At 62.1% G+C, this 24,877-nt stretch carries 21 protein-coding genes; 10 read left to right on the forward strand and 11 right to left on the reverse strand.

The window, feature by feature from the left end:
- Positions 1-43: 43 nt before the first annotated feature.
- The gene (locus tag N7E70_RS24535) at positions 44-1,642 is read left to right on the forward strand and encodes a globin-coupled sensor protein (RefSeq protein ID WP_263007924.1); all 1,599 of its coding nucleotides are present in this window, start codon (positions 44-46) and stop codon (positions 1,640-1,642) included.
- Between the two features lie 700 nt (positions 1,643-2,342).
- Here N7E70_RS24535 and N7E70_RS24540 read toward each other — a convergent pair.
- The 10 genes from N7E70_RS24540 to N7E70_RS24585 all read right to left on the reverse strand — a co-directional run bounded on the left by N7E70_RS24540 (position 2,343) and on the right by N7E70_RS24585 (position 12,732).
- The gene (locus N7E70_RS24540; protein WP_263007925.1) at positions 2,343-3,299 is read right to left on the reverse strand and encodes a dihydrodipicolinate synthase family protein; all 957 of its coding nucleotides are present in this window, start codon (positions 3,297-3,299) and stop codon (positions 2,343-2,345) included.
- Between the two features lie 11 nt (positions 3,300-3,310).
- On the reverse strand, positions 3,311-5,026 hold the full coding sequence (gene araD, locus N7E70_RS24545; RefSeq protein ID WP_263007926.1) for an L-arabinonate dehydratase: 1,716 nt from the start codon (positions 5,024-5,026) through the stop codon (positions 3,311-3,313).
- Positions 5,027-5,080: 54 nt separating this feature from the next.
- Positions 5,081-5,956 carry an SMP-30/gluconolactonase/LRE family protein gene (locus tag N7E70_RS24550; protein ID WP_263007927.1) on the reverse strand — a complete coding sequence of 292 codons (876 nt, stop codon included), beginning with the start codon at positions 5,954-5,956 and terminating at the stop codon, positions 5,081-5,083.
- Positions 5,946-6,596 (reverse strand): 2-dehydro-3-deoxy-6-phosphogalactonate aldolase, encoded by a 651-nt coding sequence (locus N7E70_RS24555; protein WP_263007928.1) that lies wholly within the window; start codon positions 6,594-6,596, stop codon positions 5,946-5,948. Before N7E70_RS24555 ends, N7E70_RS24550 begins: the two co-directional genes overlap by 11 nt.
- On the reverse strand, positions 6,593-7,531 hold the full coding sequence (locus N7E70_RS24560; RefSeq protein WP_263007929.1) for a 2-dehydro-3-deoxygalactonokinase: 939 nt from the start codon (positions 7,529-7,531) through the stop codon (positions 6,593-6,595). The genes N7E70_RS24555 and N7E70_RS24560 overlap by 4 nt, the downstream gene beginning before the upstream one ends.
- 7 nt (positions 7,532-7,538) lie before the next feature.
- The gene (locus tag N7E70_RS24565; RefSeq protein WP_263007930.1) at positions 7,539-8,321 is read right to left on the reverse strand and encodes an SDR family oxidoreductase; all 783 of its coding nucleotides are present in this window, start codon (positions 8,319-8,321) and stop codon (positions 7,539-7,541) included.
- Complete coding sequence (locus N7E70_RS24570; protein ID WP_263007931.1) at positions 8,318-9,196, reverse strand: aldose 1-epimerase; 879 nt, start codon at positions 9,194-9,196, stop codon at positions 8,318-8,320. The genes N7E70_RS24565 and N7E70_RS24570 overlap by 4 nt, the downstream gene beginning before the upstream one ends.
- A gap of 1 nt (position 9,197) precedes the next feature.
- Entirely contained in the window at positions 9,198-10,148 is a 951-nt protein-coding gene (araH, locus tag N7E70_RS24575) for an L-arabinose ABC transporter permease AraH (RefSeq protein ID WP_263007932.1), read from the reverse strand.
- 11 nt (positions 10,149-10,159) lie between these two features.
- Positions 10,160-11,671: an L-arabinose ABC transporter ATP-binding protein AraG gene (gene araG, locus N7E70_RS24580; protein WP_263007933.1), complete on the reverse strand. Its 1,512-nt coding sequence runs from the start codon at positions 11,669-11,671 to the stop codon at positions 10,160-10,162.
- A gap of 68 nt (positions 11,672-11,739) precedes the next feature.
- Positions 11,740-12,732 carry an arabinose ABC transporter substrate-binding protein gene (locus tag N7E70_RS24585; RefSeq protein WP_067964779.1) on the reverse strand — a complete coding sequence of 331 codons (993 nt, stop codon included), beginning with the start codon at positions 12,730-12,732 and terminating at the stop codon, positions 11,740-11,742.
- Positions 12,733-12,930: 198 nt separating this feature from the next.
- Here N7E70_RS24585 and N7E70_RS24590 point away from each other — a divergent pair, with 198 nt between their 5' ends.
- The 9 genes from N7E70_RS24590 to N7E70_RS24630 all read left to right on the forward strand — a co-directional run bounded on the left by N7E70_RS24590 (position 12,931) and on the right by N7E70_RS24630 (position 24,328).
- Complete coding sequence (locus tag N7E70_RS24590; protein WP_067964781.1) at positions 12,931-13,674, forward strand: FadR/GntR family transcriptional regulator; 744 nt, start codon at positions 12,931-12,933, stop codon at positions 13,672-13,674.
- 32 nt (positions 13,675-13,706) lie between these two features.
- Positions 13,707-14,855 carry a galactonate dehydratase gene (gene dgoD, locus N7E70_RS24595; protein WP_263007934.1) on the forward strand — a complete coding sequence of 383 codons (1,149 nt, stop codon included), beginning with the start codon at positions 13,707-13,709 and terminating at the stop codon, positions 14,853-14,855.
- Between the two features lie 1,351 nt (positions 14,856-16,206).
- Positions 16,207-17,304, forward strand: a complete 1,098-nt coding sequence (locus N7E70_RS24600; protein WP_263007935.1) for an amidohydrolase family protein — start codon at positions 16,207-16,209, stop codon at positions 17,302-17,304.
- Between the two features lie 50 nt (positions 17,305-17,354).
- The gene (locus N7E70_RS24605; RefSeq protein ID WP_263007936.1) at positions 17,355-18,347 is read left to right on the forward strand and encodes a BMP family protein; all 993 of its coding nucleotides are present in this window, start codon (positions 17,355-17,357) and stop codon (positions 18,345-18,347) included.
- Between the two features lie 39 nt (positions 18,348-18,386).
- A complete protein-coding gene (locus tag N7E70_RS24610) occupies positions 18,387-19,367 on the forward strand; it encodes a BMP family protein (protein WP_263007937.1) in 981 nt (326 codons plus the stop codon).
- A gap of 73 nt (positions 19,368-19,440) precedes the next feature.
- Positions 19,441-20,535, forward strand: coding sequence for an ABC transporter permease (locus N7E70_RS24615; RefSeq protein WP_263007938.1), 1,095 nt, complete (start codon positions 19,441-19,443; stop codon positions 20,533-20,535).
- A gap of 135 nt (positions 20,536-20,670) precedes the next feature.
- Positions 20,671-21,603 (forward strand): ABC transporter permease, encoded by a 933-nt coding sequence (locus N7E70_RS24620; protein ID WP_067964793.1) that lies wholly within the window; start codon positions 20,671-20,673, stop codon positions 21,601-21,603.
- 5 nt (positions 21,604-21,608) lie between these two features.
- A complete protein-coding gene (locus N7E70_RS24625; protein WP_263007939.1) occupies positions 21,609-23,141 on the forward strand; it encodes an ABC transporter ATP-binding protein in 1,533 nt (510 codons plus the stop codon).
- 263 nt (positions 23,142-23,404) lie between these two features.
- The gene (locus N7E70_RS24630) at positions 23,405-24,328 is read left to right on the forward strand and encodes a LysR family transcriptional regulator (protein ID WP_182575468.1); all 924 of its coding nucleotides are present in this window, start codon (positions 23,405-23,407) and stop codon (positions 24,326-24,328) included.
- 60 nt (positions 24,329-24,388) lie between these two features.
- Here N7E70_RS24630 and N7E70_RS24635 read toward each other — a convergent pair whose 3' ends face one another.
- On the reverse strand, positions 24,389-24,871 hold the full coding sequence (locus N7E70_RS24635) for an NUDIX domain-containing protein (protein WP_263007940.1): 483 nt from the start codon (positions 24,869-24,871) through the stop codon (positions 24,389-24,391).
- Between the last annotated feature and the right edge of the window lie 6 nt (positions 24,872-24,877).

A 24,877-nucleotide genomic window follows, 5' to 3' on the forward strand; every position in this document is an offset into this window, starting at 1 on the left:
AGCGCTCAACCGAAAGCTGCCAGCCACCCCGAAGGAAAGTAACATGTCCGATCACCCCGCAACAACGGACGCAGCAATTGCCCGTCGCCTCGCCTTTGTCCGCTTCGACGGCGAGGCGCGCGCCGCGCTGAACGCCGTCCGCCCCTCGATCGAGGCAGCGCTGCCCAAGGTGATGGACAGCTTCTACGGCCATATCGCCGAATTCGCAGAGGCGCGGCGTTTCTTCGGACTAGGTGACGGCAGCAAACAGCGGATGCAGGCCGCCGGCGGGCGCCAGATGAAGCACTGGTCGGCCATCGCCGCCGCCGATTTCGGCGACGACTATGCCCAGTCGGCGCAGCGCATCGGCCGCATCCATGCCGACATCGGGCTCGAGCCGCGCTGGTATGTCGGCGGCTACACGCTGATCATCGACGAGCTGGTATCGGTCATCCTCGAGCAGTCCTGGCCGAAGGCGCTCGGCATTCAGGCGCCGGGTCTGGCCAAGGCCAAAGAGGCGATGAGCGCCCTGCTCAAGGCCTCCTTGTTCGACATGGAGCTGGTGATCTCGACCTACCTCGAAACCGCCGAGCAGCGCCGGCTTTCGGCCGAAGCCGCGCGCGACGCTGCCGAAAGGGAGCAGCGCACCGCACTGGTTTCGCTGGCTGAGGCCATCGACCAGCTGGCCAAGGGCCGCCTGAACCACCGCATCGACGGGCTCGACGCGCCGAACTACGCGCAGATCCGGGACGACTTCAACCGCGCCATGGAACTGCTCGAGGAGGCCGTCGGCCGCATCCATGGCAATGCCGGCGCCATCCGCGACGGCTCGGCCCAGTTGGTGCAGGCGGCCGACGACCTCGCCCGTCGCACCGAGCACCAGGCGGCGAGCCTGGAAGAGACGGCCGCGGCACTGGTCGAGATCTCGGAGGCGACGGCACAGACGACGACCGGGGCGACGCGCGCCGACAGCGTGGCGCAGGATGCCAGGTTAAGCGCCCAGTCGAGCAGCCAGGCGATGCGCGACATGATCGTCGCCATGGGCGAGATCGACAGCTCGGCCAGGCAGATCGGCCAGATCGTCTCGGTCATCGACGAGATCGCCTTCCAGACCAACCTGCTGGCGCTCAACGCCGGCGTCGAGGCAGCGCGCGCCGGCGACGCCGGCAAGGGCTTTGCCGTCGTCGCCGCCGAGGTGCGCGGCCTGGCGCTGCGCTCGGCGGAAGCGGCGCGCGAGATCAAGTCGCTGATCGCCTCGTCGGGCGAACGCGTCGCCGCCGGCGTGCGGCTGGTCGGCCAGACCGGGGAGGTGCTGGAGGTATTGACCGGCAAAGTGGCGGAGATCAGCGTGCTCGTCGCCGATATCGCCAACTCGGCCAAGGAGCAGTCGGTCGGACTTTCGGGCATCAACAACGCTGTCAACCAGCTCGACCAGGTGACCCAGCAGAACGCCGCGATGGTCGAAGAATCGACGGCTGCCTCGCACGCGCTTGCCGAGGAAGCGTCGGCACTGGCGACCAGCGTCGCGCATTTCGAGATTGGCGCGCGGACACCGCTCAGGGTTCACGCTGAAAAACACGTGCGCCGGCCGCAACCATCGCTCAGGGTCGTCAAACCGGCCAAGCCGGCTCCCACTGCGCAGGAAGGATGGGCGGAGTTCTGAGCCAAAAGAACAGCACCAGTCCTGCAATTGGAAATTGCTGACCTTCGCTTGCTCCGGTCAAACGTTTCGATGAGACTATCGGGATGGTTGAGGTCAGGGAAACAAGAATATCAGTATCGGGCGTGCCGTCGACATGCCGCGAAAGCGCACCTCCAGGCGCCAAGCTTGCATTAACCTGATCTTCCTCACCTTACTTGGATGTCGAATACCGGACATGGCGAACCAGCCACGAGGTTGCAACAGGGAGCGCCACAAAATCGGACGGGGGCGTGCATCCTCGCCGCGGCGGCTGACCGCGCGGGCTCAGTGCCTTCAAACGCTTTCGAGAATACGCAGAGGGTCGAGGCGATCAGGCGGCGTGTGTAGGCATCGCGAGGCTGGTGCAGGATCAGATCGGCCGGGCACCATATCTACCTCTAAAACCTCCCAAGGCTGCGGCGCCGTCGTAATCCTGAAGCGATGGCGCCGGCGTATCTGCGGTGTCAATTGCACTCTTGACTGCTTCCTCCAGCGCTGCGGGCAAATGGCTTGTAGGCCTCGCCCATGTTTATTCAACCGTCGAATGAGCTATGAGGTTGGGCGCAAATGCTCTGGTGAGCACTGGGCGGTTTGGGCCCCGGAGTCGGCGACCAAATTTCTGCCGGACCCTGCCTCACGAGGCGTACCGGATCGTGCGTTCTCGTAGCCAGAGCGTTGGCGCTCAGCTTTCAGTCACTATCGTTCGGCCACGATATTCTCGTGCATCTGGACGCCTGCGACGCAATGGTCCGAGATCGGTGGCGAAGCGCTCAATCATGGCAAGCCCCACCGCATTGGGCCTAAGCGCTGGCGTGCGGTCCTGGACGAGCAAACCAGCGCGCGATGCAAACAACCTTTTGCCGTAGGCCATCAGGTGCTCGATGCCCTGCATCGTCGAGACGACGGCCGGCAGCATAGTGCGGTAATGCAACAGCGCTTCTTGTTCGTCTCCGCAGACGAAGGCATCATAGGCTGCGACCGCGTAGTCGATGCAATCCGGCGCCAGGATGAGGCCACGGCAACCGATGCGCAGATTGTCGAGCATTTCGAGCCCGGCGCGGCCGTTGAAGATCGGCAGCTTGCCGCCGGTCGCCTCGACCAGCCCGGCGATGTCGACCACCGGGCCCTCTCCCTTGACCAGCTGGATATTGGGGTGCTGCCGAACGAGATCGGAAATCTCAGAGGAGCTCAGTCCACGGCCCATGAAGGCCGGTGCGTTCTGTATCGCGACAGGCAGATCGGTGGCCTCGGCCACGCGACCGAAGAAGCGGATGTACTCGGCCGCACCATATTGGCCGACCATCGGCGGCTGCAGGATCAGCCAGTCGGCGCCGACGCTCTCGGCATGGCGCACCTGCGCGATCTGTTCGGCGACCGACGCACCGAAGATGGTGAGCGCCAGCGGCACCTTTCCGCCGGTGTCTTCGGCGATCCAGTCCATAACGATCCGGCGCTCGGCATCCGTCAGCTTCGACGCTTCGGTGGCAAGGCCGAGCGCGGCCATTCCGTGGACGCCGACCCCAAGGCAAAGCTCGACCTGCCGGCGCATGGCAGAGCGGTCGAGCTTTTCCTGATCATCGAACAGCGCATACAGGATGGCGTGGATGCCATGCATGTCGGCGACAGCAAAACGAGGCATCGCAAACTCCCTCAATGGCTTTCACGCGGAACGTCGTGGCCACGGCAACCGACCAGGAAGTCGAGGTCGGCACCGCGATCGGCCTGCATGACACGCTCGACATAAAGGCTCTGGTAGCCGCCTTGCATCTCCGGCACAGGCGGGGTCCACAGCTTGCGGCGGCGGGTGAGTTCTTCATCCCTGACTTCGAGGTGCAAACGGCGGCTCTCGACGTCGAGTTCGATCATGTCGCCATCCTCGACGAGGGCCAGCGGGCCACCGACCGCCGCCTCGGGTGCCGCATGCAGCACAACCGTGCCGAAGGCGGTGCCCGACATGCGCGCGTCGGAAATGCGGACCATGTCGCGCACGCCCTTTTCCAAGAGCTTCTGCGGCAGGGCCATGTTGCCGACCTCGGCCATGCCGGGATAACCCTTGGGGCCGCAGTTCTTCAGCACCATCACACAGGTCTCGTCGACGTCGAGCGCGGGGTCGTCGACGCGCGCCTTGTAGTGCTCGATGTTTTCGAAAACCACGGCGCGGCCGCGATGGCGCATCAGCTCCGGCGACGCCGCGGAAGGCTTCAGGATTGCACCGTTGGGCGCAAGGTTGCCACGCAGGACGGCAATGCCGCCCTGCTGGGTCACCGCCTTGTCGCGGGGCAGGATCACCTCTTGGTTGAAGTTCTCGGCACCGGCGATGTTGTCGCCGACCGTCTTGCCGGTAACCGTCAGCGCATCGAGGTCGAGCAGGTCGGTGAGCTCCTTCATGACGGCAGGAAGACCGCCGGCGTAGCAGAACTCTTCCATCAGGAATTTGCCGGAAGGCATCAAATTGAGGATGGTCGGGATGTCGCGGCCATAATGGTCCCAGTCCTCGAGCGTCAGCTCAGTGCCGATCCTGCCGGCGATGGCGAGCAGATGCACGACCGCGTTGGTCGAGCCGCCGATTGCACCGTTGATGCGGATGGCATTGGCGAATGCCTTCCTGGTGAGGATGGCGGATAGGCGCAGATCTTCCTTGACCATCGCAACGATGCGCCGGCCGGAAAGGCGGGCAAGCCGCGCGCGGTGGGCATCCACGGCGGGATAGGCGGCGTTGCCAGGCAGGGCCAGGCCGAGCGACTCGACCATCGACGCCATGGTCGAAGCGGTGCCCATGGTCATGCAATGGCCGGGCGACCGCGACATCGCGCTTTCGGCAGCGGCGAACTCCTGCTCGGTCATGAGCCCGGCACGGACGTCCTCGGAGAACTTCCAGACGTCGGTGCCAGAGCCGATCGGCTTGCCACGGAAACGGCCGTTGAGCATCGGGCCACCCGAAACGACGATCGCCGGCACGTCGCAGGACGCAGCCCCCATGACCAGCGACGGCGTGGTCTTGTCGCAACCGGCCATCAGCACCACGCCGTCCATCGGGTTGCCGCGGATCGCTTCTTCGACATCCATCGAGGCGAGGTTGCGAAACAGCATGGCTGTCGGACGCAAGTTGGATTCGCCGCATGAGAAGACAGGAAACTCGAGCGGCAGGCCGCCCGCTTCGAGAATGCCCGCCTTCACGTGCTCGACCAGGCCGCGGAAATGCGCATTGCAGGGGGTGAGTTCGGAGAAGGTGTTGCAGATGCCGATCACCGGGCGGCCGTCGAAGGCATCGTCGGGCAGCCCGTTGTTCTTCATCCAACTACGGTGAATGAAGGCATCCTTGCCAAAGCCACCGAACCAGGCCTGTGAACGCAATTTCCGTGTCACTGTCGTATTCCCGTAGTTGAAGGTCCGCTGGCGGCGGGGGGCACGGCTATGCCGCTATATCAGCACATCAGGCTCCAGCCGGCCCTTGACCGGCAGGTCGACCAGAAAAGTCCTTCCGGCATCCGGCTCGGCACGGTGCGCGTCATCGCTCAACCCGATCCAGGCGGACGTCACCGCAAGACGGTCGGCATGTTTGCCTAGGAATGCCGGGCATGACGGCTGGCTCACAGGCAACGGCACCGAGCGGACAAGTTCGCCGTCGGGCGCGTAGGCGACCAAATTGCCCTCACCCCAGCGCGCGTTCCACAGGGTTCCATCGGCGTCGACCACCGATCCGTCGAAGCTGCCCGTGCTCGGGCTTCCGGCAAAAACCTTGGGCTCGCCTTCAGGCAGTCCGGTCCTGGCGTCGCAGGCAACACGCATGATCCGACCGACTGCGGTGTCGGCGTAATAGGCAATGGTGCCGTCGGGGGAGAACGCGATCGAATTGGGGATGGAAACGCCGGCATAGAGCTCGCGCAATTCGCCGCGAAAGAACCAATGGACCCTGCCGGCGCCCGCCTCAGCCTGCTTGCCCATCGTGCCGAACCACAAGGCTCCGCATGGATGCACCCGGGCATCGTTGGAGCGCGTGGCCGCGTTCGTCGCCTCGACCGGGGTATGAAGGGCCATGCCACCCGTCGTTCTGTCCCTGACGTGAAGGCCGGTCTCGGTCAGGATCAGCTGACGCTCGCCATCGATGGTCGCCTGCGCGCTCGCCATCTGGCCGAGCTGGGTCGTCATGGTGCGATCTTCGCCGAAACGTTTCTCCAGCAGCAGCCCGTTGACGATGTCGAACCAGTAAAGCGTGTCACTCACCGGATCGTAGCTCGGTCCCTCGCCGAGTTCACAGGCATGGTCGGATAATACCGAAACGAGGTCAGCCGGCATTGTTCTCGTCCTCGAAAGCCGCGTCCCAGGCAGCTACTGCGGACCTTGCCCGCGCCGCCACCTCATCGATACCCATGCCGGGGCGGAACAGGCTGGTGCCGAGCCCGAAAGCGGTGACGCCGGCTGCGCGATAGCTGGCGAAATCGCGATCCGAAACACCGCCGACGGCACCGATGACAGTGTCTTTGGGCAGCACCGCGCGCATCGCAGCGATACCGCCTGCCCCGATCACGCTGGCGGGGAAGAATTTCAGCGCCGAAGCTCCGAGCTTAACCGCTTTGAACGCCTCGGTCGGGCTCATCACCCCCGGCATAGTCACCATGCCTTGGCGGGCAGCTGCAGCCATCACCTCGGCGTCGATATTGGGGCTGACGACAAGGCGACCGCCGACCCCAGCGAGGCTATCGACCTGGGTTGCTTCAAGCACGGTACCTGCACCGATCAACGCGGAAACTGGCAGGCTTCCGACGATGGAAGCGATGGAGGCAAATGGCTCCGGCGAGTTGAGCGGCACCTCGATTGCCTCGATGCCGGCTTCATAGATAACGCCGGCCACCGCAACGGCCTGGTCAGGAGTAAGCCCGCGCAGGATCGCGACCAGGCCGCGGCGCAGCTTGGGAAATTCCGCTGTTCTGGTCATGCCGGCACTCCTTGGATCATTTCGTTCTGGCGCGCCGCCTCAAACAGGCCGATGCGCACTGCGGTGTCGGCATCGATGGCGCGGACCGCTAGCTCGGCGATCTCGAAAGCACGGCGATAAAGCGTGGCGAGCGTACCTGATGCGACAAGGGTCACACTTGTGTCAGCATGGAGAAATTGTCGCCGAGCAGACGCCACTTCGCTGCCGATCATCAGGCCGGATAGCCTAGCCGCCGCGTCCTCAGGCGTCAGACCATGAAGCAGCGAACCGGCCCGGATCGAAAACAGTCGCGAGGCGAAATCGCCGCCGTCAGCGAGCGCGATCTCGCAGGCTCTTGCAAATACCGGGTTCTCCGTCGAGACGGCGTCCGGCTGCTCGCCAATCGAATGGCGCAGGATGGAGTGACCTGAGAGCAGCGCGAACAATTCGCCGGTTGGCCACGTCCGGAAAGTCTCGACGGCGCCGCTGTCGACAATCCCCCATTTGGAGTGGGTACCCGGCATACAGACCACATGGCGGCCGGCAGTCTCGAGCTTCGCGCCGGCCAGTTGCGTCTCCTCGCCCCGCATCACGTCGGGGGCGTCGAGACTGCGACAGGCCAGGCCCGGCACGATGCGGATGTCGCGCCCCGCATGGGGAACGCGGATGGCGCCCCTCAGGATCGCCGCAATTGAGGACGGGACGTCGACATAAGGCGCCTCGATCCATCCCTGGCGCGCGCCGGCCATACCGCAGATGATGACCGGCACGTCGTCCGGCGCGCGCAAGGCAGCAAGGCACCGTTCCAGAATGGGCTCGAAGCCGACCGTCTGGGCTGTGGTCAGCCCTTCGTCGCTGCGATGTTCGGAACGGGCGGCACCTTCGGCATCGAGGAGCCACGCCCGCATGCGGGTGGTTCCCCAATCGATTGCCACGATGACGGATGCTGCGGCCATCGTCCCCTCACTGCGCGGCGTGCTGGAGGACGCTCAGGCCACCGTCGACGACAAGACAGGCAGCGTTCATGAACGGGCATTCGTCCGAGATCATGAACACGGCCGCCTTGGCGATCTCGGTGGTGGTGGCGATGCGCTTGCCGGGATGAAGCGCCAGGGTTTCGGCGCGCGCCTTTGCCGGATCGGCAAAGCTGTTCCAGTAGTCGATGTTTTTCTGCGTCTCGACATAGCCCGGCGCAAGCGCATTCACGCGCACGCCGGAAGCCGCATATTCGAGCGCCAGGGACTTGGTGAGGCCAAGCAACGCGTGCTTGGCCAGCGGATAGGGAAAGGTATGCGGAATGATGGTGAAGGAATGCGTCGAGGCGATGTTGAGAATCGCCCCGCCGCCTGCCGAGATCATGCCTGGCAATACTGCCTTGCAGCAGTTCCATGCGCCCTTGAGATTGACGTCGAAACAACGCTGCCATTCGGCATCAGTGGTTTCGAGCGGCGAACCAAAGACGTTGATGCCCGCATTGTTGATCAGGGCGTTGACGGGGCCGATCGTCTTTTCCGCCGAGATCATGGCGGCAGCTATGGCAGTCATATCGGAAATGTCGGCCTCGGCATGACTGAGCGCGCCCTCGGATGCCCCAAGCTTGGCAACAGTCTCGCGCAGCAGCGGACCATCACGGTCGACGATGAAAAGTTTTGCACCCTCCTTCAGGCATTGCTGAGCTATGGCTAGGCCAATGCCCTGTGCTGCGCCGGTCAGGAAAATGTGTTTGCCGACAAGACGGTCGCTCATTGGGTAACCTCGAAGTTCGAGACCATGATCGAGAAAGCCCCAGACAGGGTTTGCCCAGGCGCAAGCAGATGGAGTGCGTTCGCGCCTGAAGTCGCCAGCGCATTGGGCGTGTGCGACATTGGCTCAATGCAGAAGAAGCTACGGTCGTCTTCCGGCGCATAGAGCATGTAGCGCGAGAACGACGCATCGGCGGCGATGTCTGCGGCGAGCTTCGTCTCGGGCCAGATGATCCGCGCCTGCCCGCTCCAGCCTTCGAAGCAATTGTTCAGCCTGCGGCGTGGCAGCAGGCGCGGCGTTGCGAAATCGGTGCTGTCCGGGATCGGCGTGCGCACGCCAGGCAGATAGCCCTCGCGCTCGGTCCACCAAGCCATCGCCGGGGCCGTGAGCAGGGTGCCCTCGGTGCGGGGAAAATAGGGGTGGAAGCCGATGCCAAACGGCAACGTCTCGTTACCCAGGTTCGTCACCGAAAGCGATAAGGTCACGGTTGCACCGTCCAGAGTGACGGTCTGGACAGCGCGATAGACGTGTGGCGACTTAGCCGGCCGCAGCTGCTCGAAAGCGAGCCGAACATGGGTGGCCGTTGCATCTTCAACGTTCCATTCGGCTAGCCAGCCGTCGCCATGGATGTAGTTCGGCTCAGCCGTGTTGGGCGTGAAGCGATAGCTTTTGCCGCCGAGCTCGAAACCGTTGCCTTCGACGCGATTGCCGACCGGAACCAAAGGAAAGCAAGCCGAGCGCAAGACGTCGAACGCGCCGTCGTCATGTCGGCGCAGGAAGCGACGTCCATCGCGCGTATGGCCGTCAACGACCGCCCCGCCCTTCAGGCTCACCCGCATCGACAGGCGGTCGCCTTCAAGCTCGACAAACCCTTGCATCTCAACGGCGTCCGAGCGCGCTGGACCTGAGATTGTCGAGCAACACGGCGAGCAGCAGGATCACGCCACGGACGATGTACTGGTAGAAGGCCGGGATGTTGAGCAGGTTCATCACATTCTCGGCGATACCCATGATCATGACCCCGACGATCACGCCGGCGATTGCCGCGCGGCCACCGGCCAGCGAAACGCCGCCGAGCACGCAGGCCGAGATGACCGACAGCTCCAGGCCGATGGCCGCATTGGGCTGGCCCGAGGTGATGCGCGATGCGAGCAGGATACCGGCGATGGCACAGACCATGCCTTGCAGGGTGAAGATCCAGATACGCGTCCAGTCGACATTGACGCCAGCCAGACGCGACGCCTCCGGATTGCCGCCAATGGCCAGCGTGTTCTTGCCGAAGACGGTGCGGTTGAGCACAAAGCCAAACACCACGAACAGGATCGCCAGCACCCAGATCGGCGTTGGAATGCCAAGCAGCTTGGACAGCGCAAGCTGGTAGAAATTCGGATCATTGATGCCCACCGCCCGGCCGTCGGAGGCAATCAGCGCGAGGCCGCGCACGATCTGCATCGTCGCCAGCGTGGTGATCAGTGCATTGATACGAAACTTGGCGATGACCACGCCGTTGATCAGGCCGACGGCGCCGCCGCAAAGCAGGGCAGCGAGGATTCCGACCATGATCGAACCGGTGGCGTTCGGGGCCATGACGGCGACCATGCCGGCAAAAGCTACGATGGAACCGACCGACAAGTCGAAATCCCGCGCCGCCAGGCAGAACATCATCGTGCAGGCGACGATGCCGACGGTGACGACCGACTGCAGCAGGCCCAGCATGTTGCGCTCGGTCAGAAAGTTCGGGACGAAGATCGACACCAGCGCAAAGGCCAGAACGAAGATCACGACGAGACCCTGGTCGCCGAGCAGTATCTTCTTGAAAGAGTTTGTCATGCTCAGTCCCCTCAGGATGCGATTGCGTCTGGCGTCTTCTTGTCGGGAAGCGCTGCTGCCAGGATTGCGCGCTCGCTGAAATCGTTGCGGTCGATGTGCGCCGAGATGCGGCCGCCGCACATGACCAGGATGCGGTCGCAGATGCCCATCACCTCCGGCAGTTCGCTGGAGACGACGATGATCGCCACGCCTTGCTCAGCGAGCTGGTAGAGGATTTCGTAGATTTCGGATTTGGCGCCGACATCGATACCGCGTGTCGGCTCGTCGACGATAAGGACGCGGACGCCCTGTTCGGACAGCCAGCGGCCGAGAATGACCTTCTGCTGGTTGCCGCCCGACAGGTTCAGGATGTCCTGCTTGCGCGAAGGCGTGCGGACCTTGAGCTTCTTGATATAGGTCTCGGCGATTTCGGCTTCCTTGCGCGCATTGAGGATGCCGAGGCGGGTGTTGTGGCGACGCGAGGAGATGTTGATGTTCTCCTCCAGCGAGCGCCCCTGGATGATGCCGTCATGTTTGCGATCTTCGGAGCACAGCACGATGCCCGCGCGTATCGCCTGGCGCGGGTCGACGGCGTGCACTGCCTGTCCATCGATTTTGATCGTTCCGCTGCTGCGCGCGTCGGCACCATAGACTAGGTGCATCAATTCGGAGCGGCCGGCGCCGATCAGTCCGAAGAAGCCGAGAATTTCGCCAGCCCTCGCCTCGAAGCTCGCCGGTTGCACGAGCTTCTCGCCGGCGATGCCTTCAGCCTTCAGCCTGACATCGCCCACCGTTCGGGCGCGCCAGCCCCAGACATTGGAGATCTCGCGACCGACCATCTCCGCCACCACCTGTTCGCGCGTGACGTTTTCGAGGCTCGGGTGATGGGCGGCCAGCTTGCCGTCGCGCAGCACGGTCAGGCTGTCGCAGAGCCGAAACACCTCGTCGAGGCGATGGGAGATGTAGAGAATGACCTTGCCTTCGGCGCGCAGGCGCTCGATCAGGCTGAAGAGAATTTCGCTTTCGCGCGACGACAACGATGAGGTCGGCTCGTCCAACGCGATGACGCGTGCATCGAGCATGATCGCCTTGGCGATCTCGACCATTTGCCGCTCGCCGATCGACAGCGTCTTGACCTTGCGGCGGGGATCGATGTCGATGCCAGCGGATTTCAGCTTCTCACCGACCCCGGTGAACATCTGCCGTGCCTGGATGACACCGGCACTGGCCGGAAAGCGGCCGAGCCGCAGGTTTTCCGCGACGGTAAGCTCCGGAACCAGCTGCAGTTCCTGGTGAATGACGATGACGCCGGCATGAAAGGCGTCACGCGTCGAGGCATATTTCTGGACCTGGCCGTCGATGATGATGTCGCCGCCATCTGCATGCTGGTCGCCCGAGAGGACCCGGATCATCGTCGACTTGCCGGCGCCGTTTTCGCCCATCAGGCCATGGACGGCCCCCTTTGCGACGGAAAACGACACGTCGGACAGCGCCTGGACGCCAGGATAGGCTTTCGAGATGTGAGAAAATTCGAGAAATGACATCGACGGTCCTCCTGAATGTCCGACGGCAGCAAATCACCGCCGCCGGACACCGTTCAATGTAGCGGTGATTACTCGATGCCGAGTTCCGCACGGACCTTTTCGAAGTCGTCACGCTTGGCAAGCGCGCCGGCGGTCAGGATCAGCTTCTCCGGTTCCTTGCCGTTGGCGACCCACTCATACATGTTGAGCGCAGTCTCATAGCCATGGCGCTTCGGCGAGATGATCACCGAACCGATGAAGCCGGTGGCCGAAGGCTTCTTGAACTCGTTGATCGCCGAGTCCGCGCCGCCGATGCCGACACCGATCATACCGTCAGCCGCGATGCCGACGCCTTCCGATGCACGCACGGCACCCAGAACCGCTTCGTCGTTGAGGCCGAAGGCGACCCACTTCTTGATGTTGGCGTTCTTGTTCAGGACAACCGTCGCCGCGTTGAGCGCGGCTTCCGTGTCGGTCTTCGCCTGAGGCGCGTCGAAGATGTTCTCGGCCTTGAAGCCGTTGGCCTTGAGCACCGAAATCGCGCCCTCGACGCGATCGACGGCTGTCGGCAGTTGGTCATAGGAGACACGGATCGCACCGACCTCTTCGGCCTTCCAGCCACGGGCCTTCATTTCGTCGACGATGGCCTGGCCGACTGCCTCACCGATCTTGGTGGCAGAGATGCCCATATGCGGCACTTCCTCGATCGGCTTGCCGTCGGCGCTGACCAGACGGTCGTCGACGGTCATCACCTTGAGGTTGTTGGCGGCCGCCTTGGCGACGATGCCAGGCCCGAGCTTGACGTCGGGCGTGCAGACGACAAAGCCCTGGGCGCCCTGGGCGCCGAGATTGTCGATCGCCGACATCAGCTTCTCGCCGTCCTCGGCGCCGATCTTGACCAGCGTAAAACCTTTTTCCTTGGCCGCCTGGTCGGCAAACTTCCACTCGTCCTGGAACCAGGGTTCCTCGGGCTGCTTCACGATGAAGCCGATCTTGGTCTCCTGCGCATAGGCAGAAGCAATGGTGGTGGCAGACAGAACCGCAAGGGCGCCCGCGACGAGCGCCGTCTTCAACAATCGCATGTGAACTCCTCCCAAAGGTGCCGGGCAATCAGCCCGGATGACAAACGCTAGCTTCTTTTATCATACCAGTCAATTGCGCTGGTATGATAAATGAGATAGCTTCCTTTCGCGACACCGTCATGGATGATCGCAGGGGCGCATTGTCCGGCATAAGAAGCGGACATAAGAACGAGAAAACGCTCTTGGGGAGGAGAACGCATGAACATCAACGAGGCACCTGAAGCGGCAGCGAAGTCACGTCGCCCGCGCGTCCTGCCCGATGTCGTGCGGGCAATCGCTTCTCAAGTCCTCGCCGGCAACTATCCGGTGGGCAGCACGCTACCGAGCGAAATCGACCTCTGCACGGAATACAGTGTAAGCCGCACCGTCATCCGCGAAGCGCTCAAGACGCTCGCAGCGAAGGGCCTTGTTCTCAGCCGCCCGCGCATCGGCACCGTCGTCTGCGAACGCGACAACTGGAACATCATTGATCCCCAGGTGCTGGAGTGGCACGCGCCAAACACACTTGATCCCAAATTGTTCGACTCCATCCTGGAAACCCGCCGTGCCATCGAGCCGCTGGTCGCCGAACTTGCCGCGACCCGAGCCTCGCTGCAGGAGATCGCCGATCTCGAACTGGCATGGAAAGGCATGGAAGCAGCGGGAAGCGACGTTGCCCGTTTCGCCCGCTCGGACGCCGCCTTTCACCAGGTCCTTTATGGGGCCTGCCACAACCCGATCTTTCGCCAGATCGGCGGGATGATCGAGACAGCGTTGAATTTTGCGCTCGAGGCGACAGCCAATTCCGTCGACCGGCGCGACGAAGCCGTCAGGGTTCACTACGGCGTCGTCGAAGCGCTGCGCATGCGCGACGCCGCAGCTGCTCGCCACGCCGCCAACGAGATCCTGGACCTCGCCGCGCGCGACCTCGCGCGCGCCAAGAGCCAGCACAAGAAAGACTGAACGCCAGCCCATCCGGAGTTAGTGCCGACACCATGAAGATCACTGCACTCAAGACCTACATCGTTCCGCCGCGCTGGCTGTTTCTCAAGATCGAAACCGACGAGGGCGTGAGCGGTTGGGGCGAGCCCGTGGTCGAGGGCCGCGCCCATACCGTCGAGGCTGCGGTCCATGAACTCGCCGACTATCTGATCGGCAAGGATCCGCGGCTCATCGAGGACCATTGGAACGTCATGTATCGCGGCGGTTTCTACCGCGGCGGTCCGATCCTGATGAGTGCAATCGCCGGCATCGACCAGGCGCTGTGGGACATCAAGGGCCGGGCACTCGGCGTGCCGGTGCATGAACTGCTTGGCGGCCGCTGCCGCGATCGCATCAAGGTCTATTCCTGGATCGGCGGCGATCGTCCCGCCGATGTCGCTGCCGGCGCCAGGGACGTGGTGGCACGCGGCTTCTCAGCCCTCAAGATGAACGGCACCGAGGAGCTGCAGATCGTCGACAGCCATGACAAGATCGATGCGGCGATCGAGCGTGTCGCCATGGTGCGCGAGGCCGTCGGTCCTCATGTCGGTATCGCCGTCGATTTCCATGGCCGCGTCCACCGGCCAATGGCTCGCGTGCTGGTCAAGGAGCTTGAACCCTACCGTCTGATGTTCATCGAGGAGCCGGTGCTCAGCGAGAACCGCGAGGCACTGAAGGAGATCGCCGCGCTTTCATCTGCGCCGATCGCACTCGGCGAAAGGCTCTACAGCCGTTGGGACTTCAAGAGCGTCTTCGAGCAAGGCGTGGTCGACATCATCCAGCCCGATCTTTCGCACGCCGGCGGCATCACCGAGTGCCGCAAGATAGCTGCCATGGCCGAGGCTTATGACGTCGCCGTCGCCCCCCACTGCCCGCTCGGACCTATCGCGCTTGCCGCATGCCTGCAGCTAGACGCGGTCAGCTACAATGCCTTCATCCAGGAACAGAGCCTCGGCATCCACTACAACAAGACCAACGACCTGATCGACTATGCCAAGAACAAGGACGTGTTCCGCTATGAGGACGGCTTCGTCGCCATCCCGGACGGTCCCGGGCTCGGAGTCGACGTCGACGAGGACTACGTGAAGGAACGCGCAAAGGAGGGTCATCGCTGGCGTAACCCCGTTTGGCGCCACAAGGACGGTTCGTTCGCAGAATGGTAGGTTTTCCGCTGCGCGCATCGGGTCTGTTGCTGCTGCCTTCAGTCGCCTGGCGCGCTTGCCAATGACATCAAGCCAGGCCTGGCTTGAGCAACGCCGCCAAGCCTCCAGACAGAAGATGGTCAAGCGGGCGTCATGGCGGATGACATCTGGATCGGCAAGTTGACGCAAGAATTGCGTGATCAACGCCAAGCAAATGACGCCCGCTGTCCATCCCAGCAACTGGTGAACTTATGTGATCCACGTCGCCAACGCAAAATTTAGCGCAAGCTCAACCTTTCCGTGTTTGAGCAAGAATGCAAGTATCTATTGAGACAGTATTCTTGTTTCTTGCTAACAAGCTTAGAAACTACTAATAAACTTCAATCTACCTGTGATCGGGCCGCAGCCTATCGCGCAAAGCCCTGGAGATCGCGTCGCGCATACGCTCGACCTGATCACGATTTGCCCCGCTATGGGTCCTTCAGTTGCGATGTTGCCTCGGACGGCACTGGCGTTGCCAAGAGTTGTCATCGCCGGACACTCCAATAGACGTTGAACGTCGTATCTGGGGCCGTGGAACGAACCCGCTGCGCGGGAGGGCGCGCGCGGTGAGGTAAAGGGCACGCGCCGTTCGTTGCGCTTGCATTGAGCGTCGTTCGGCAGCGGCAGAGCATGACGGGCTTCTTCAACAAGGAGCCTGGCCTCGACAGGCGAGTGGCCGGACCAGCGCCGGGCCGCCAATACCGCGCGATGGAGCAACGAAGCGGCCTGTCCGCATCCACCTCGCGCTTCCCATCGGCGGCCGCGCCATCGCCGACATCAGCCACAGATCGAAATATCCATAGCCGTTGACTGTGGCCCGTGGGTTCCTTCCTCGGGGACTTTCGTACGCCCGCCGGCGCCCGAAACTCATCACGGGAGCGGACCGTCCGTTCTGGCACGAAAAAACACGATAGCAGACATTCCGCTTCCACCCGGTACCAAGCGTCAACACAGCCCCAACCTCCTGAATGCAGAGCGAGATCTGTTGAACTGGAGCATTTTTCCTTTTGCCAAAGACAGAGAATGCTCACGACGCATTATTGTTTTTTTCTCATCAAAAGATTGAAATAATAAATTTGTCTAAATTAATCGCCCGTGCTCTCTTTCCGTCATAACAAGAATGCGGGAACAAGCTGTGCGCGATTTTCCAACTGCATCCATAGCAGACCTCGTCTCTGGGCAGCCCTTTGCACTCACCGGGGGAGCTGTCATTCAGACAGACGGCTCGCAAGCGGTCAGCGACATCATAGTCGGGGCGGATGGACGCTTTGTCGCAATCGGGCCGTCCCTGGACACCAGGTCCTGCAGCGCCTGCGTCGACATTACAGACATGCTGGTTTCGCCAGGTTTCGTCGATGTGCACCAGCACCTCGACAAGACCGGAGTACTGCACTTTACCCCCAATCCTTCCGGCACGCTCCAAGGCGCCCGCGAGGCATTCGCCAAATATGCCCGAACCGCCGGTCCCGATGACATCCACAAGCGGGCGATGCGCACCATCAGGCGGTGTCTTTCCCGCGGCACGACCGCCATTCGCAGCCACGTCAACGTCGACAAGGATGCTGGCTTCCATGGCATTGAGACGCTGGCAGGCGTGCGCGACGGGGCGCGAGATGACATCACTCTGCAGCTCGTGGCCTTCATGACACCGCATCCCGGCCAGGACTTCGACTGGCTGACCGAGAGTATCGATGGCGCCGTGGCGCTCGCCGATGCAGTGGGTGGCACGCCTGCTGTCTCGGAAGACCCACCACGCTACCTCGACATTTTGTTTTCCGCCGCCGTCAAGGCGGGAAAACCGGTCGATCTGCATCTCGATGAACATCTCAATGCCGATGTGCATCTGCTTGATGCAGCTCTCGAGCGGGTCGAGCGCTTCGGCATGCAGGGCCGCACCGTATTCAGTCACGTCTCTGTGCTGAGTGCCCTGCCCCGCAAGGAATTCCAGCGTATCGCAGAGCGTCTTCTTGCGCTTGATGTCGGCGTCGTCACATTGCCAGCGGCGAACCTCTACCTGCAGGGCCGCGACGCCGAGATGTTGCCGCCGCGCGGCCTGACGCGCGTTGCCGAGCTCTACCGCGCCGGCGTCACGATTGCCGCGGCGTCGGATAACATCCAGGACCCTTTCGTGCCAACGGGCTCGGGCGACATGCTGGAAATCGCGCGCTGGACATTGCTCGCCGGCCATCTTCGGGGGGATGAGCTTGCTGCTGCCCACCGCATGATCACGACGTCGCCAGCCCGCCTGATGAGTCTCGGCAAGGAGCACGGCCTCAAGGCCGGCGCCCGCGCCGACTTCGTCATCGCCGACTGCACCGACACCGACACGCTGGTTGCCGGCGGACCAGACCGGGCCTTCGTCTTCTCGAAGGGTCGTCTCGTCTCACAGAGCACAACCGACACCGTTCGCTTGAAGGAGAACGCATAAGCCGAGAGCAACTCCGGGGGGATTGGACCTCAATCTAATGGGAGAATGGGATGAAGAGCACTGCATTTTCACGTCGTTCGCTGCTTGCCTCCACTCTCGGGTCGGCCCTTGCCGGCATGGTCTGGCTAGACCATGCCCATGCCGAAGATTTCAAGATGGGCCTCCTGGTCCCCGGCAGCGTCGCGGAGGAAGGCTGGAACCGGATCGCCTATGACGCGCTGAAGCGAGTGGAAAAGGAGCTCGGCGCCAAGATCAGTTATGTCGAGCTGGCCGAGAACCCAGCCGCCTTCGAAAAGGCGTTCCGCGACTATGCAAGCCAGGGCTATCACGTCGTTCTGGGCCATGGCTTCCAGTTCCAGGACGCCGCCCTCACGACGGCTGAGGATTTCCCCGACACCGTTTTCCTCATCTCGTCGAGCAGCGTACATGAAGGGAAAGTCATCGGCCTCAATACCGATGCCAGCCAGCCCTTCTACTTGATGGGCGTGATCGCTGCAAAGATGGGCAAGGGCGCGGGCCTTATCGGTGGCATGGAAATTCCGCCCATCGCGCATGCCTTCGAGGGCTTTCGGAAAGGTGCCGAGAGCGTGAACCCGGATTACCCCGTGTCCACGGTCTTCATCAACAGCTTCACCGATGCGAGCGCCGCCAAGGAAGCCGCCGTCAGCATGATGGCGCAGGGCGCCGATTTCGTCGTTCCCAATGCAAATGCAGCGGGACTGGGCGTCATCCGCGCCGCGCAGGAATCAGGCACGCAGTCGGGCACCTTCAGCGTCTATAGCGACTACACCGACGTCGCTCCCGAGAATATCCTCGGCACGTTCATAGCCGATTACGGTCAAGGCATCGTACGCATCGTCTCGGGCATTCGGGACGGCGCCGTGCCGCAAAGCAATGTCGATTTCGGCCTGAAGGATAAGGACGTCATAAAGTTCACCTTCAACGACGAAGCCGCCAGATCGATACCGCAAGACCTGCGCAATCACCTTGAAGAGGTGAGTGCGAAGATCATTGCGGGTGAGATCCAGACACGCGCGAAATAAGCGCGGTCCCTGGGAACTTATCAAATGGGAGGAAGAGCAATGAGACTTTCACGCAGAACGTTCGTGGAAGGAGTGGCGGCGCTGACCATCGCCGTGTCCATTCCGGCGATGGCACAGGCCGAAGACTTCAAGATGGGCCTTCTCGTGCCCGGTAGCGTTTCGGAAGAGGGCTGGAACCGGATCGGCTTCAATGCGCTGAAGGGCGTCGAAGAACAGCTCGGTGCCAAGATCAGCTATGTCGAGCTGCAACAGAACCCGGCCTCGTTCGAAAAGGCGTTCCGCGACTATGCCAGCCAGGGCTACAAGGTCATCCTCGGCCACGGCTTCGAATTCCAAGATGCCGCACTGGAAGTCGCGCTCGACTATCCCGACACCTATTTCCTGATCTCGTCGAGCAGCATCCACGAAGGCAATGTCATCGGCCTCAACACCGATACGAGCCAGCCCTTCTACCTCATGGGCGTCATCGCAGCTAAGATGGGCAAAAAGGCCGGCCTCGTCGGCGGCATGGAAATCCCGCCGATCCAGCAGGCCTTTGTCGGCTTCAAGAACGGCGCCAAGAGCGTCAATCCGGACTTCCCGATCAGCGAGGCCTATATCGGCAACTTCACCGATACGACGGCTGCCAAGGAAGCAGCCTTGAGCATGATTTCGCAGGGCGCGGATTTCGTCGTGCCGAATGCTTCGGGTGCGACCGTCGGCGGCTATCAGGCGATCTCGGAATCCGGGCCGGCTGTGCGCTCTTTTTCGATCTTCAGCGACTTTACCCAGGTAGCACCGAACAACATTCTCGGCCTCTACGTTGCCGACTACGCGCAGGGCGTGGTGGAAGTCGTGCACTCGATAAAGGACGGGAGCCCGCCTAAGGAAAACATCATCTTTGGCCTGAAGGATCCGAAAGTCATCTCATTCACCTTCCGCGATGACGGTCCGGTCTCCGTGCCCGAAGACATCCGCGCCGAGGTGAAGGCGATCAGCGCCAAAATCGCTGCCGGTGAGATCAAGACCGACGCCCAGTGACCCGCAAGCGCTGTGGCCGGCCCTTCGGCCACAGCGCCTTGCTGCGCCTCATACCAACATTCGGACCGGACCCATGGAACAGGTAAACCAGGGAGTGCGTGAGAACGTGTATCCTCAAGCAGCCCAAGCTTTCGGCCGAACGCTCAGGCAAGCCGTGATCAACGCGGCGACGCCGGCCGCAGCGGTCCTTGTCGCGCTAGCATGCGGCGCAGCCCTTTTGTGGCTGAACGGTTTCGATGGGAGCGACGTGGTCACAGTGATGATCTTCGGCTCCTTTCAGGACATGCGCTCGGTTGGCGAAATCCTGCTGAAGGCGACGCCGCTGATCTTGATCGGCGCTGGCCTCTGCGTTGCCTTCCGCTGTTCGATCTGGAACATAGGCGCCGAGGGCCAGCTCTATGCTGGAGCGATTGCCGCCACATTGGTCGGCACCAATTTTGACGGGCTTTCCGTCTGGGTGCATGCGCCGCTTGTCATGCTGGCCGGCGCCTTGGCGGGGGCCGCTTGGGCAGGCATTGCCGGCTATCTCAAAGTACGCTTCCAGGCCAGCGAGATCGTCACAACGATCATGCTCAACTACATCGCGCTGATCCTAACGAGCTATCTCGTCACCGGCCCGATGCGCGATGCAAGTGCTGCCTATCCTCAATCTGCCCGACTTATCCGCGAAGCTTGGACGCCACGCATCGTCTCCGACATGCGCCTCCATATCGGTATCATCGTCGCCGTCGTTCTGGCAGTCGCGCTCTACATCTTTCTTCAGCGCAGCAGCCGCGGCTTTGCACTCCGCGTCGTTGGTCTCAATCCATACGCAGCCCGCTATGCCGGTATGCAGGTCGCCCGCAACGTAATGATCGCAATGTGCATTTCCGGTGCAATGGCGGGGCTGGCCGGCGCCTTCGAAGTGGCGGGTGTCACGCACCGCCTCTACCAGAACATTTCGCCGGGCTACGGTTTCGAAGGGATCGCGGTCGCGCTGCTTGCCGGCAACAACCCCCTGGCGGCGATCGTTTCGGGCGGGCTCTTCGCGACCCTTCGCTCCGGCTCGGAGGTGCTGCAAATCACCTCGCAGGTGCCGCAGGTCCTCGTTTTGATCATACAGGGTATCGTCATTCTCTCGGTCGTCGCCTTCACCAGGCTGCGCGACATCCGCAGGATCGTGGCTTGAAAAATGGAAACTCCCGCAAGGCGCCTAAGCCCTGAGGGAAGACAAAACTTTGGAGCATTTGCGCAATTCCCGGGCAGGACCACTTCACGCACCTTGCCGGAATTGCTCTAGGCGACCTTCCTGAGGGGTATCTCCATGGACGACATGATGTTTCTCACCTTTCTCGCGACGCTTGCGGGCGCCGCCTGGAGGCTTGCGACCCCCCTGATCTTCGCCTCCATCGGCGAGATATTTTCCGAGCGAGCGGGCGTGCTCAATATCGGGCTGGAAGGCACCATGCTCGTCGGTGCCTTCTGCGGCTTCGCGGCAGCCTTCGCCACCGGCAGTATCCCGCTTGGCCTGCTGGCCGGCATCGCGGGCGGCATGCTGTTCGGGGCGATCTTTGCCTTCTTTACAATCACCATCAAAGCGGACCAAATCGTTGTGGGTGCGGCGCTAAACCTGCTCGGCATGGGTCTCACCGCCTTCCTGTTCCGTACCTATTACGTCTCGACCGGCAAGGGCATCGAGATCGCGCAGCCCGTGCAGATCCCCTTCCTGAGCGATATTCCCTTTCTTGGCGAAGCCTTCTTCCGGCAGAACCTCATCGTCTATTCGACGGTCCTCGTCGCGATCCTGGCCAGCCTCGTGCTCTTCCGCACGTCCTTCGGCTTGACGCTCCGCGCTGTCGGCGAACACCCGAAAGCCGTCGACGTCGCCGGCCGCGATGTTGCGAGCTACCGCTATGCCGCGGTGCTGGTCGGCACCGGGCTCGCCGGCCTCGGCGGGGCCTTCCTGACGCTCGGGCATTCCAATCAGTTCGTCGAGGGCATCACCTCCGGCCGCGGCTTCATCGCGCTCGCCGTGGTCGTCTTTGCACGCTGGTCGCCGATTGGGGCGTTCTTCGTCTCGCTGCTCTTCGGCCTGTTCTACGCGCTGCAGCTGATGCTCCAGGCGCAGGCATCCATCGTTGTGCCTTACCAGGTGCTGCAGGCGCTTCCCTACATCATGACGATCGTCACGCTCGTCGTGGTCCGAGGCAAGGGCGCTGCCCCCAGCAAACTCGGCCAGCCCTACGAGATGAGGTAATGGACATGTCTCAGAAACCCTTCCTGCGCGTCGAGAACATCCGCAAGCGCTTCGGCCCCATCGTTGCCAGCGACGGCGTGTCACTGGAAATCGAGCAGGGCGAGATCCACTCGCTGCTGGGCGAGAACGGTGCGGGCAAGAGCGTCCTGATGAGCATGATCTGCGGCATGGTTCGGCCCGACGAAGGCGAGATCGTCTTCAAGGGCCAGTCCGTGCGCTTTAACAGCCCGCGCGAGGCGATCCGTCAACGCATCGGCATGGTGCACCAGCATTTCATGCTCGTGCCGAACCTGACGGTGGCGGAAAACTACATTCTCGGCCAGGGATCTCCGTTGCGCGTCATTAACGACATGGACGAGGTCCATGCAAAAATCCGAGAACTTTCGGACCGCTACGCCCTCGACGTGCGTCCGGACGCCATCATCGAAGACCTTTCGGTCGGCGAGCAGCAGAGAGTGGAAATCCTGAAAGTCCTGTTCCACGGCATCGACCTGCTCATCCTCGACGAGCCGACAGCCGTGCTCACCCCACAGGAGACCGACCGCCTGCTCTCGCTGATGGGAGACCTCGCCAAAGACGGCAAGACGGTCGTCTTCATCTCGCACAAGCTCGACGAGGTGATGCGCGTCAGCAATCGCATCAGCGTCATGCGCGACGGGCGCGTCGTGCACACGGTCAATGTTGGCGAGACGAATGCACGCGAGCTTGCCCGCATGATGGTCGGCCGCGACGTGCGCATGGAGCTGCCGCGCAGCCCTGAACCGCCCGGCCACATCGTGCTGTCGGTCGACAACCTCACCTGCCGCGCCGAGACCGGCCTGCCGGCCGTGCGCGGCGTGAGCCTCAACGTGCGCGCCGGCGAGATCGTCGGTATTGCCGGCGTGTCCGGCAACGGTCAGACGGAACTGTCGCTGGCACTTTCCGGTCTGCTGCCGATCGACAGCGGCCGCGTGATTTTGAATGGCAAGGACATTACCGGCCTCGACCCGGCCCGCATCAATGCCAGCAGCCTCTCACACATCCCGGAGGACCGGCACAAACACGGCATCGTGGCTTCGATGTCGCTGAGCGAAAACACAATCCTCCAGCGCTACGATCAGAAGCCTTTCGCCTGCCGCGGTATGTTGAACCGGGGGGTCATCGGCGAGCACACACGCGATCTCATCAAGCGGTTTCGCATAAAAAGCCGCGACGAGGATCAGCCGATCGGCGCGCTCTCCGGCGGCAACCAGCAGAAGCTGGTGGTCGCGCGTGAACTTGCGCGCAACCCGGATTTCATCCTCGTCAACCAGCTCGCCCGGGGCATCGATATCGGCGCCATGGAGTTCGTGATGGAGGAGATGCTTAAACAGCGCGACAACGGCCGCGCCATTCTGCTCATCTCCACCGAACTCGAAGAACTCTTCGCGATCTGCGACCGTATCCTGGTTATGTTCCACGGCGAAATCCTAGGTGAACTGCCGCCTGACCGAACTCGCCTCGACGAACTTGGTCTGCTGATGGCCGGCCAGACCAACCAGCCTGCCCTGGCAAGCTAGGCCGCGCTGGAATCCAGCAAAACCAAGACCAAGGTTCGGGTGCTGCCGTGAGCATGCTGCTGGAGGTGTTTTATCTCGCCGACCGCCACGGTTATCTAGATTGAACTCAAACCGGTCGGGCCGGGTGTGGTATCAGACTGTATCCGGTCCGACGAAGCAGTGTTGCCAATGGCAGGCGAGACCGAACAGCCGGTGCTGCAGGCTGGACAGGCATAGGGACGGCAGGATTTGATGACATTGGAGAACAGGAGGGCCGCGCATCCATGAACATCACCCTGCGGCAACTCAGGGCCTTCATTGCCGTGGCCGACCTTGGCCAGTTCAATCTCGCGGCCCGGAACCTTCACCTCACGCAATCGGCCGTCAGCATAGTCATTCGAGATCTGGAATCGGAGATCGGCGTACGCCTGTTTGACCGCCACACCCGCATGGTTTCGCTCACTCTCGTGGGCCAGGAGTTCCTGCCACAAGCCCGTAAGATACTGAAAGACCTGGAACTCGCAGTTGGCGATATGCGCGACAACGCATCGTTGAAACGCGGCCAGGTGACGATCGCCGCTGCAATCGTGCTCGCAGCGACGATTGTGCCGCCTATCATTGCGGCGTTCGTGAGCATGCATCCCGAAATTCTGGTCAGCATCCGCGACATGCCCGAAGAGGCGATCAGTCCGGCGCTCAAGCGCAATGAGGTCGATATCGCCATCGGCACGCTCTCGGAAGACGATCCCGAAATCACCGCTACGCCTCTCATGCGCGACAAGCTCATGCTTGTCTGCCGGGAAGACCATCGCTTCGCCAGGCAAAAATCCGTTCGCTGGGCCGAGTTGAAGGGCGAGACACTTATCACGCTCGCAGCCACGAATCCGCTTCGCAGCATTGTCGAGCATAACCTCATCCGTGTTGTGCCCAACTTCCAGCCAAAATACGAAGTGCGCTTCTCGACCACCGCCATCAGCATGATCTCCGCCGGCATGGGCGTTGCCGTCTTGCCGGAGAACTCCAGCCAACTGGCGTCAGCAGTTCGTGTAACTACCGTGGATCTCGTCGACCCGACCGTAATGCGCAATGTCTCGCTCTTGCAAAGGCGCCAGCATAGCTTGTCACCGGCAGCTGAACGTTTGAAAGCGGCCTTCGTGGCGGCGATGCGACCTGAAAACGCTGGCGCAAGCGCCCTCGGTCGCACTTAGGTGGTGCGATCTAGTCGTCGGCACCTGGTTTTCGGTGAGCCTAAGGCTAGCCTGGACCTGTCAGGACGCTCCGAACATTACGATTTCGCGACTTTCCAGTGCACAGACAGTCTCTTTGGTGACACCTTCGGGCGGTTGACCAAACCATCGCGCCTCATCCAATTGGCCAGAGGCTGTCACACGCGGTTCACCCGAGAGTATGGAAACCGCATAAGTGATCGAAAGTGTGTGGAGGCCACCAATGTCGTCAAACTGGTCATTTATGAAAACGGCCGAGACTGGCCATGTGAGGATTCCCAGATCGTCGTGAAGGCATCGAACAATCGACATCGCGCAGCTTTCTCCACGCCCGATTTGGCGACCTGGCATCTGCCACAGACAGTTGGCTGAATTCTTGGATCTGACCAACAGGATGCTGCCACGCTCATTTTTGATCAGCGCGCGAGATGTCAGTTCGATGCGATTTGAGAAGGGCGGCTCCGCCCTTTGCGGACAGGTACCTTGAATACTGCCGTTTGCTCGTAGCGTGGAAACGCTCTTCATCGGTTC

Origin of the sequence: Aminobacter sp. NyZ550, assembly GCF_025628925.2 — a bacterium.
Lineage (GTDB): Bacteria > Pseudomonadota > Alphaproteobacteria > Rhizobiales > Rhizobiaceae > Aminobacter > Aminobacter ciceronei.

Excerpts from the sequence above, each read along its gene's own strand:
- N7E70_RS24615 (WP_263007938.1), top strand. The coding sequence starts at position 19,441 with ATGGAACAGGTAAACCAGGGAGTGCGTGAGAACGTGTATCCTCAAGCA.
- N7E70_RS24555 (WP_263007928.1), bottom strand. The coding sequence starts at position 6,596 with ATGACCAGAACAGCGGAATTTCCCAAGCTGCGCCGCGGCCTGGTCGCG.
- N7E70_RS24625 (WP_263007939.1), top strand. The coding sequence starts at position 21,609 with ATGTCTCAGAAACCCTTCCTGCGCGTCGAGAACATCCGCAAGCGCTTC.
- araG (WP_263007933.1), bottom strand. The coding sequence starts at position 11,671 with ATGTCATTTCTCGAATTTTCTCACATCTCGAAAGCCTATCCTGGCGTC.
- N7E70_RS24630 (WP_182575468.1), top strand. The coding sequence starts at position 23,405 with ATGAACATCACCCTGCGGCAACTCAGGGCCTTCATTGCCGTGGCCGAC.
- dgoD (WP_263007934.1), top strand. The coding sequence starts at position 13,707 with ATGAAGATCACTGCACTCAAGACCTACATCGTTCCGCCGCGCTGGCTG.
- N7E70_RS24560 (WP_263007929.1), bottom strand. The coding sequence starts at position 7,531 with ATGGCCGCAGCATCCGTCATCGTGGCAATCGATTGGGGAACCACCCGC.
- N7E70_RS24540 (WP_263007925.1), bottom strand. The coding sequence starts at position 3,299 with ATGCCTCGTTTTGCTGTCGCCGACATGCATGGCATCCACGCCATCCTG.
- N7E70_RS24535 (WP_263007924.1), top strand. The coding sequence starts at position 44 with ATGTCCGATCACCCCGCAACAACGGACGCAGCAATTGCCCGTCGCCTC.
- N7E70_RS24620 (WP_067964793.1), top strand. The coding sequence starts at position 20,671 with ATGGACGACATGATGTTTCTCACCTTTCTCGCGACGCTTGCGGGCGCC.
- N7E70_RS24570 (WP_263007931.1), bottom strand. The coding sequence starts at position 9,196 with ATGCAAGGGTTTGTCGAGCTTGAAGGCGACCGCCTGTCGATGCGGGTG.
- N7E70_RS24550 (WP_263007927.1), bottom strand. The coding sequence starts at position 5,956 with ATGCCGGCTGACCTCGTTTCGGTATTATCCGACCATGCCTGTGAACTC.
- N7E70_RS24605 (WP_263007936.1), top strand. The coding sequence starts at position 17,355 with ATGAAGAGCACTGCATTTTCACGTCGTTCGCTGCTTGCCTCCACTCTC.
- N7E70_RS24610 (WP_263007937.1), top strand. The coding sequence starts at position 18,387 with ATGAGACTTTCACGCAGAACGTTCGTGGAAGGAGTGGCGGCGCTGACC.
- N7E70_RS24585 (WP_067964779.1), bottom strand. The coding sequence starts at position 12,732 with ATGCGATTGTTGAAGACGGCGCTCGTCGCGGGCGCCCTTGCGGTTCTG.
- N7E70_RS24635 (WP_263007940.1), bottom strand. The coding sequence starts at position 24,871 with ATGAAGAGCGTTTCCACGCTACGAGCAAACGGCAGTATTCAAGGTACC.
- araH (WP_263007932.1), bottom strand. The coding sequence starts at position 10,148 with ATGACAAACTCTTTCAAGAAGATACTGCTCGGCGACCAGGGTCTCGTC.
- N7E70_RS24600 (WP_263007935.1), top strand. The coding sequence starts at position 16,207 with ATGCTGGTTTCGCCAGGTTTCGTCGATGTGCACCAGCACCTCGACAAG.
- N7E70_RS24565 (WP_263007930.1), bottom strand. The coding sequence starts at position 8,321 with ATGAGCGACCGTCTTGTCGGCAAACACATTTTCCTGACCGGCGCAGCA.
- N7E70_RS24590 (WP_067964781.1), top strand. The coding sequence starts at position 12,931 with ATGAACATCAACGAGGCACCTGAAGCGGCAGCGAAGTCACGTCGCCCG.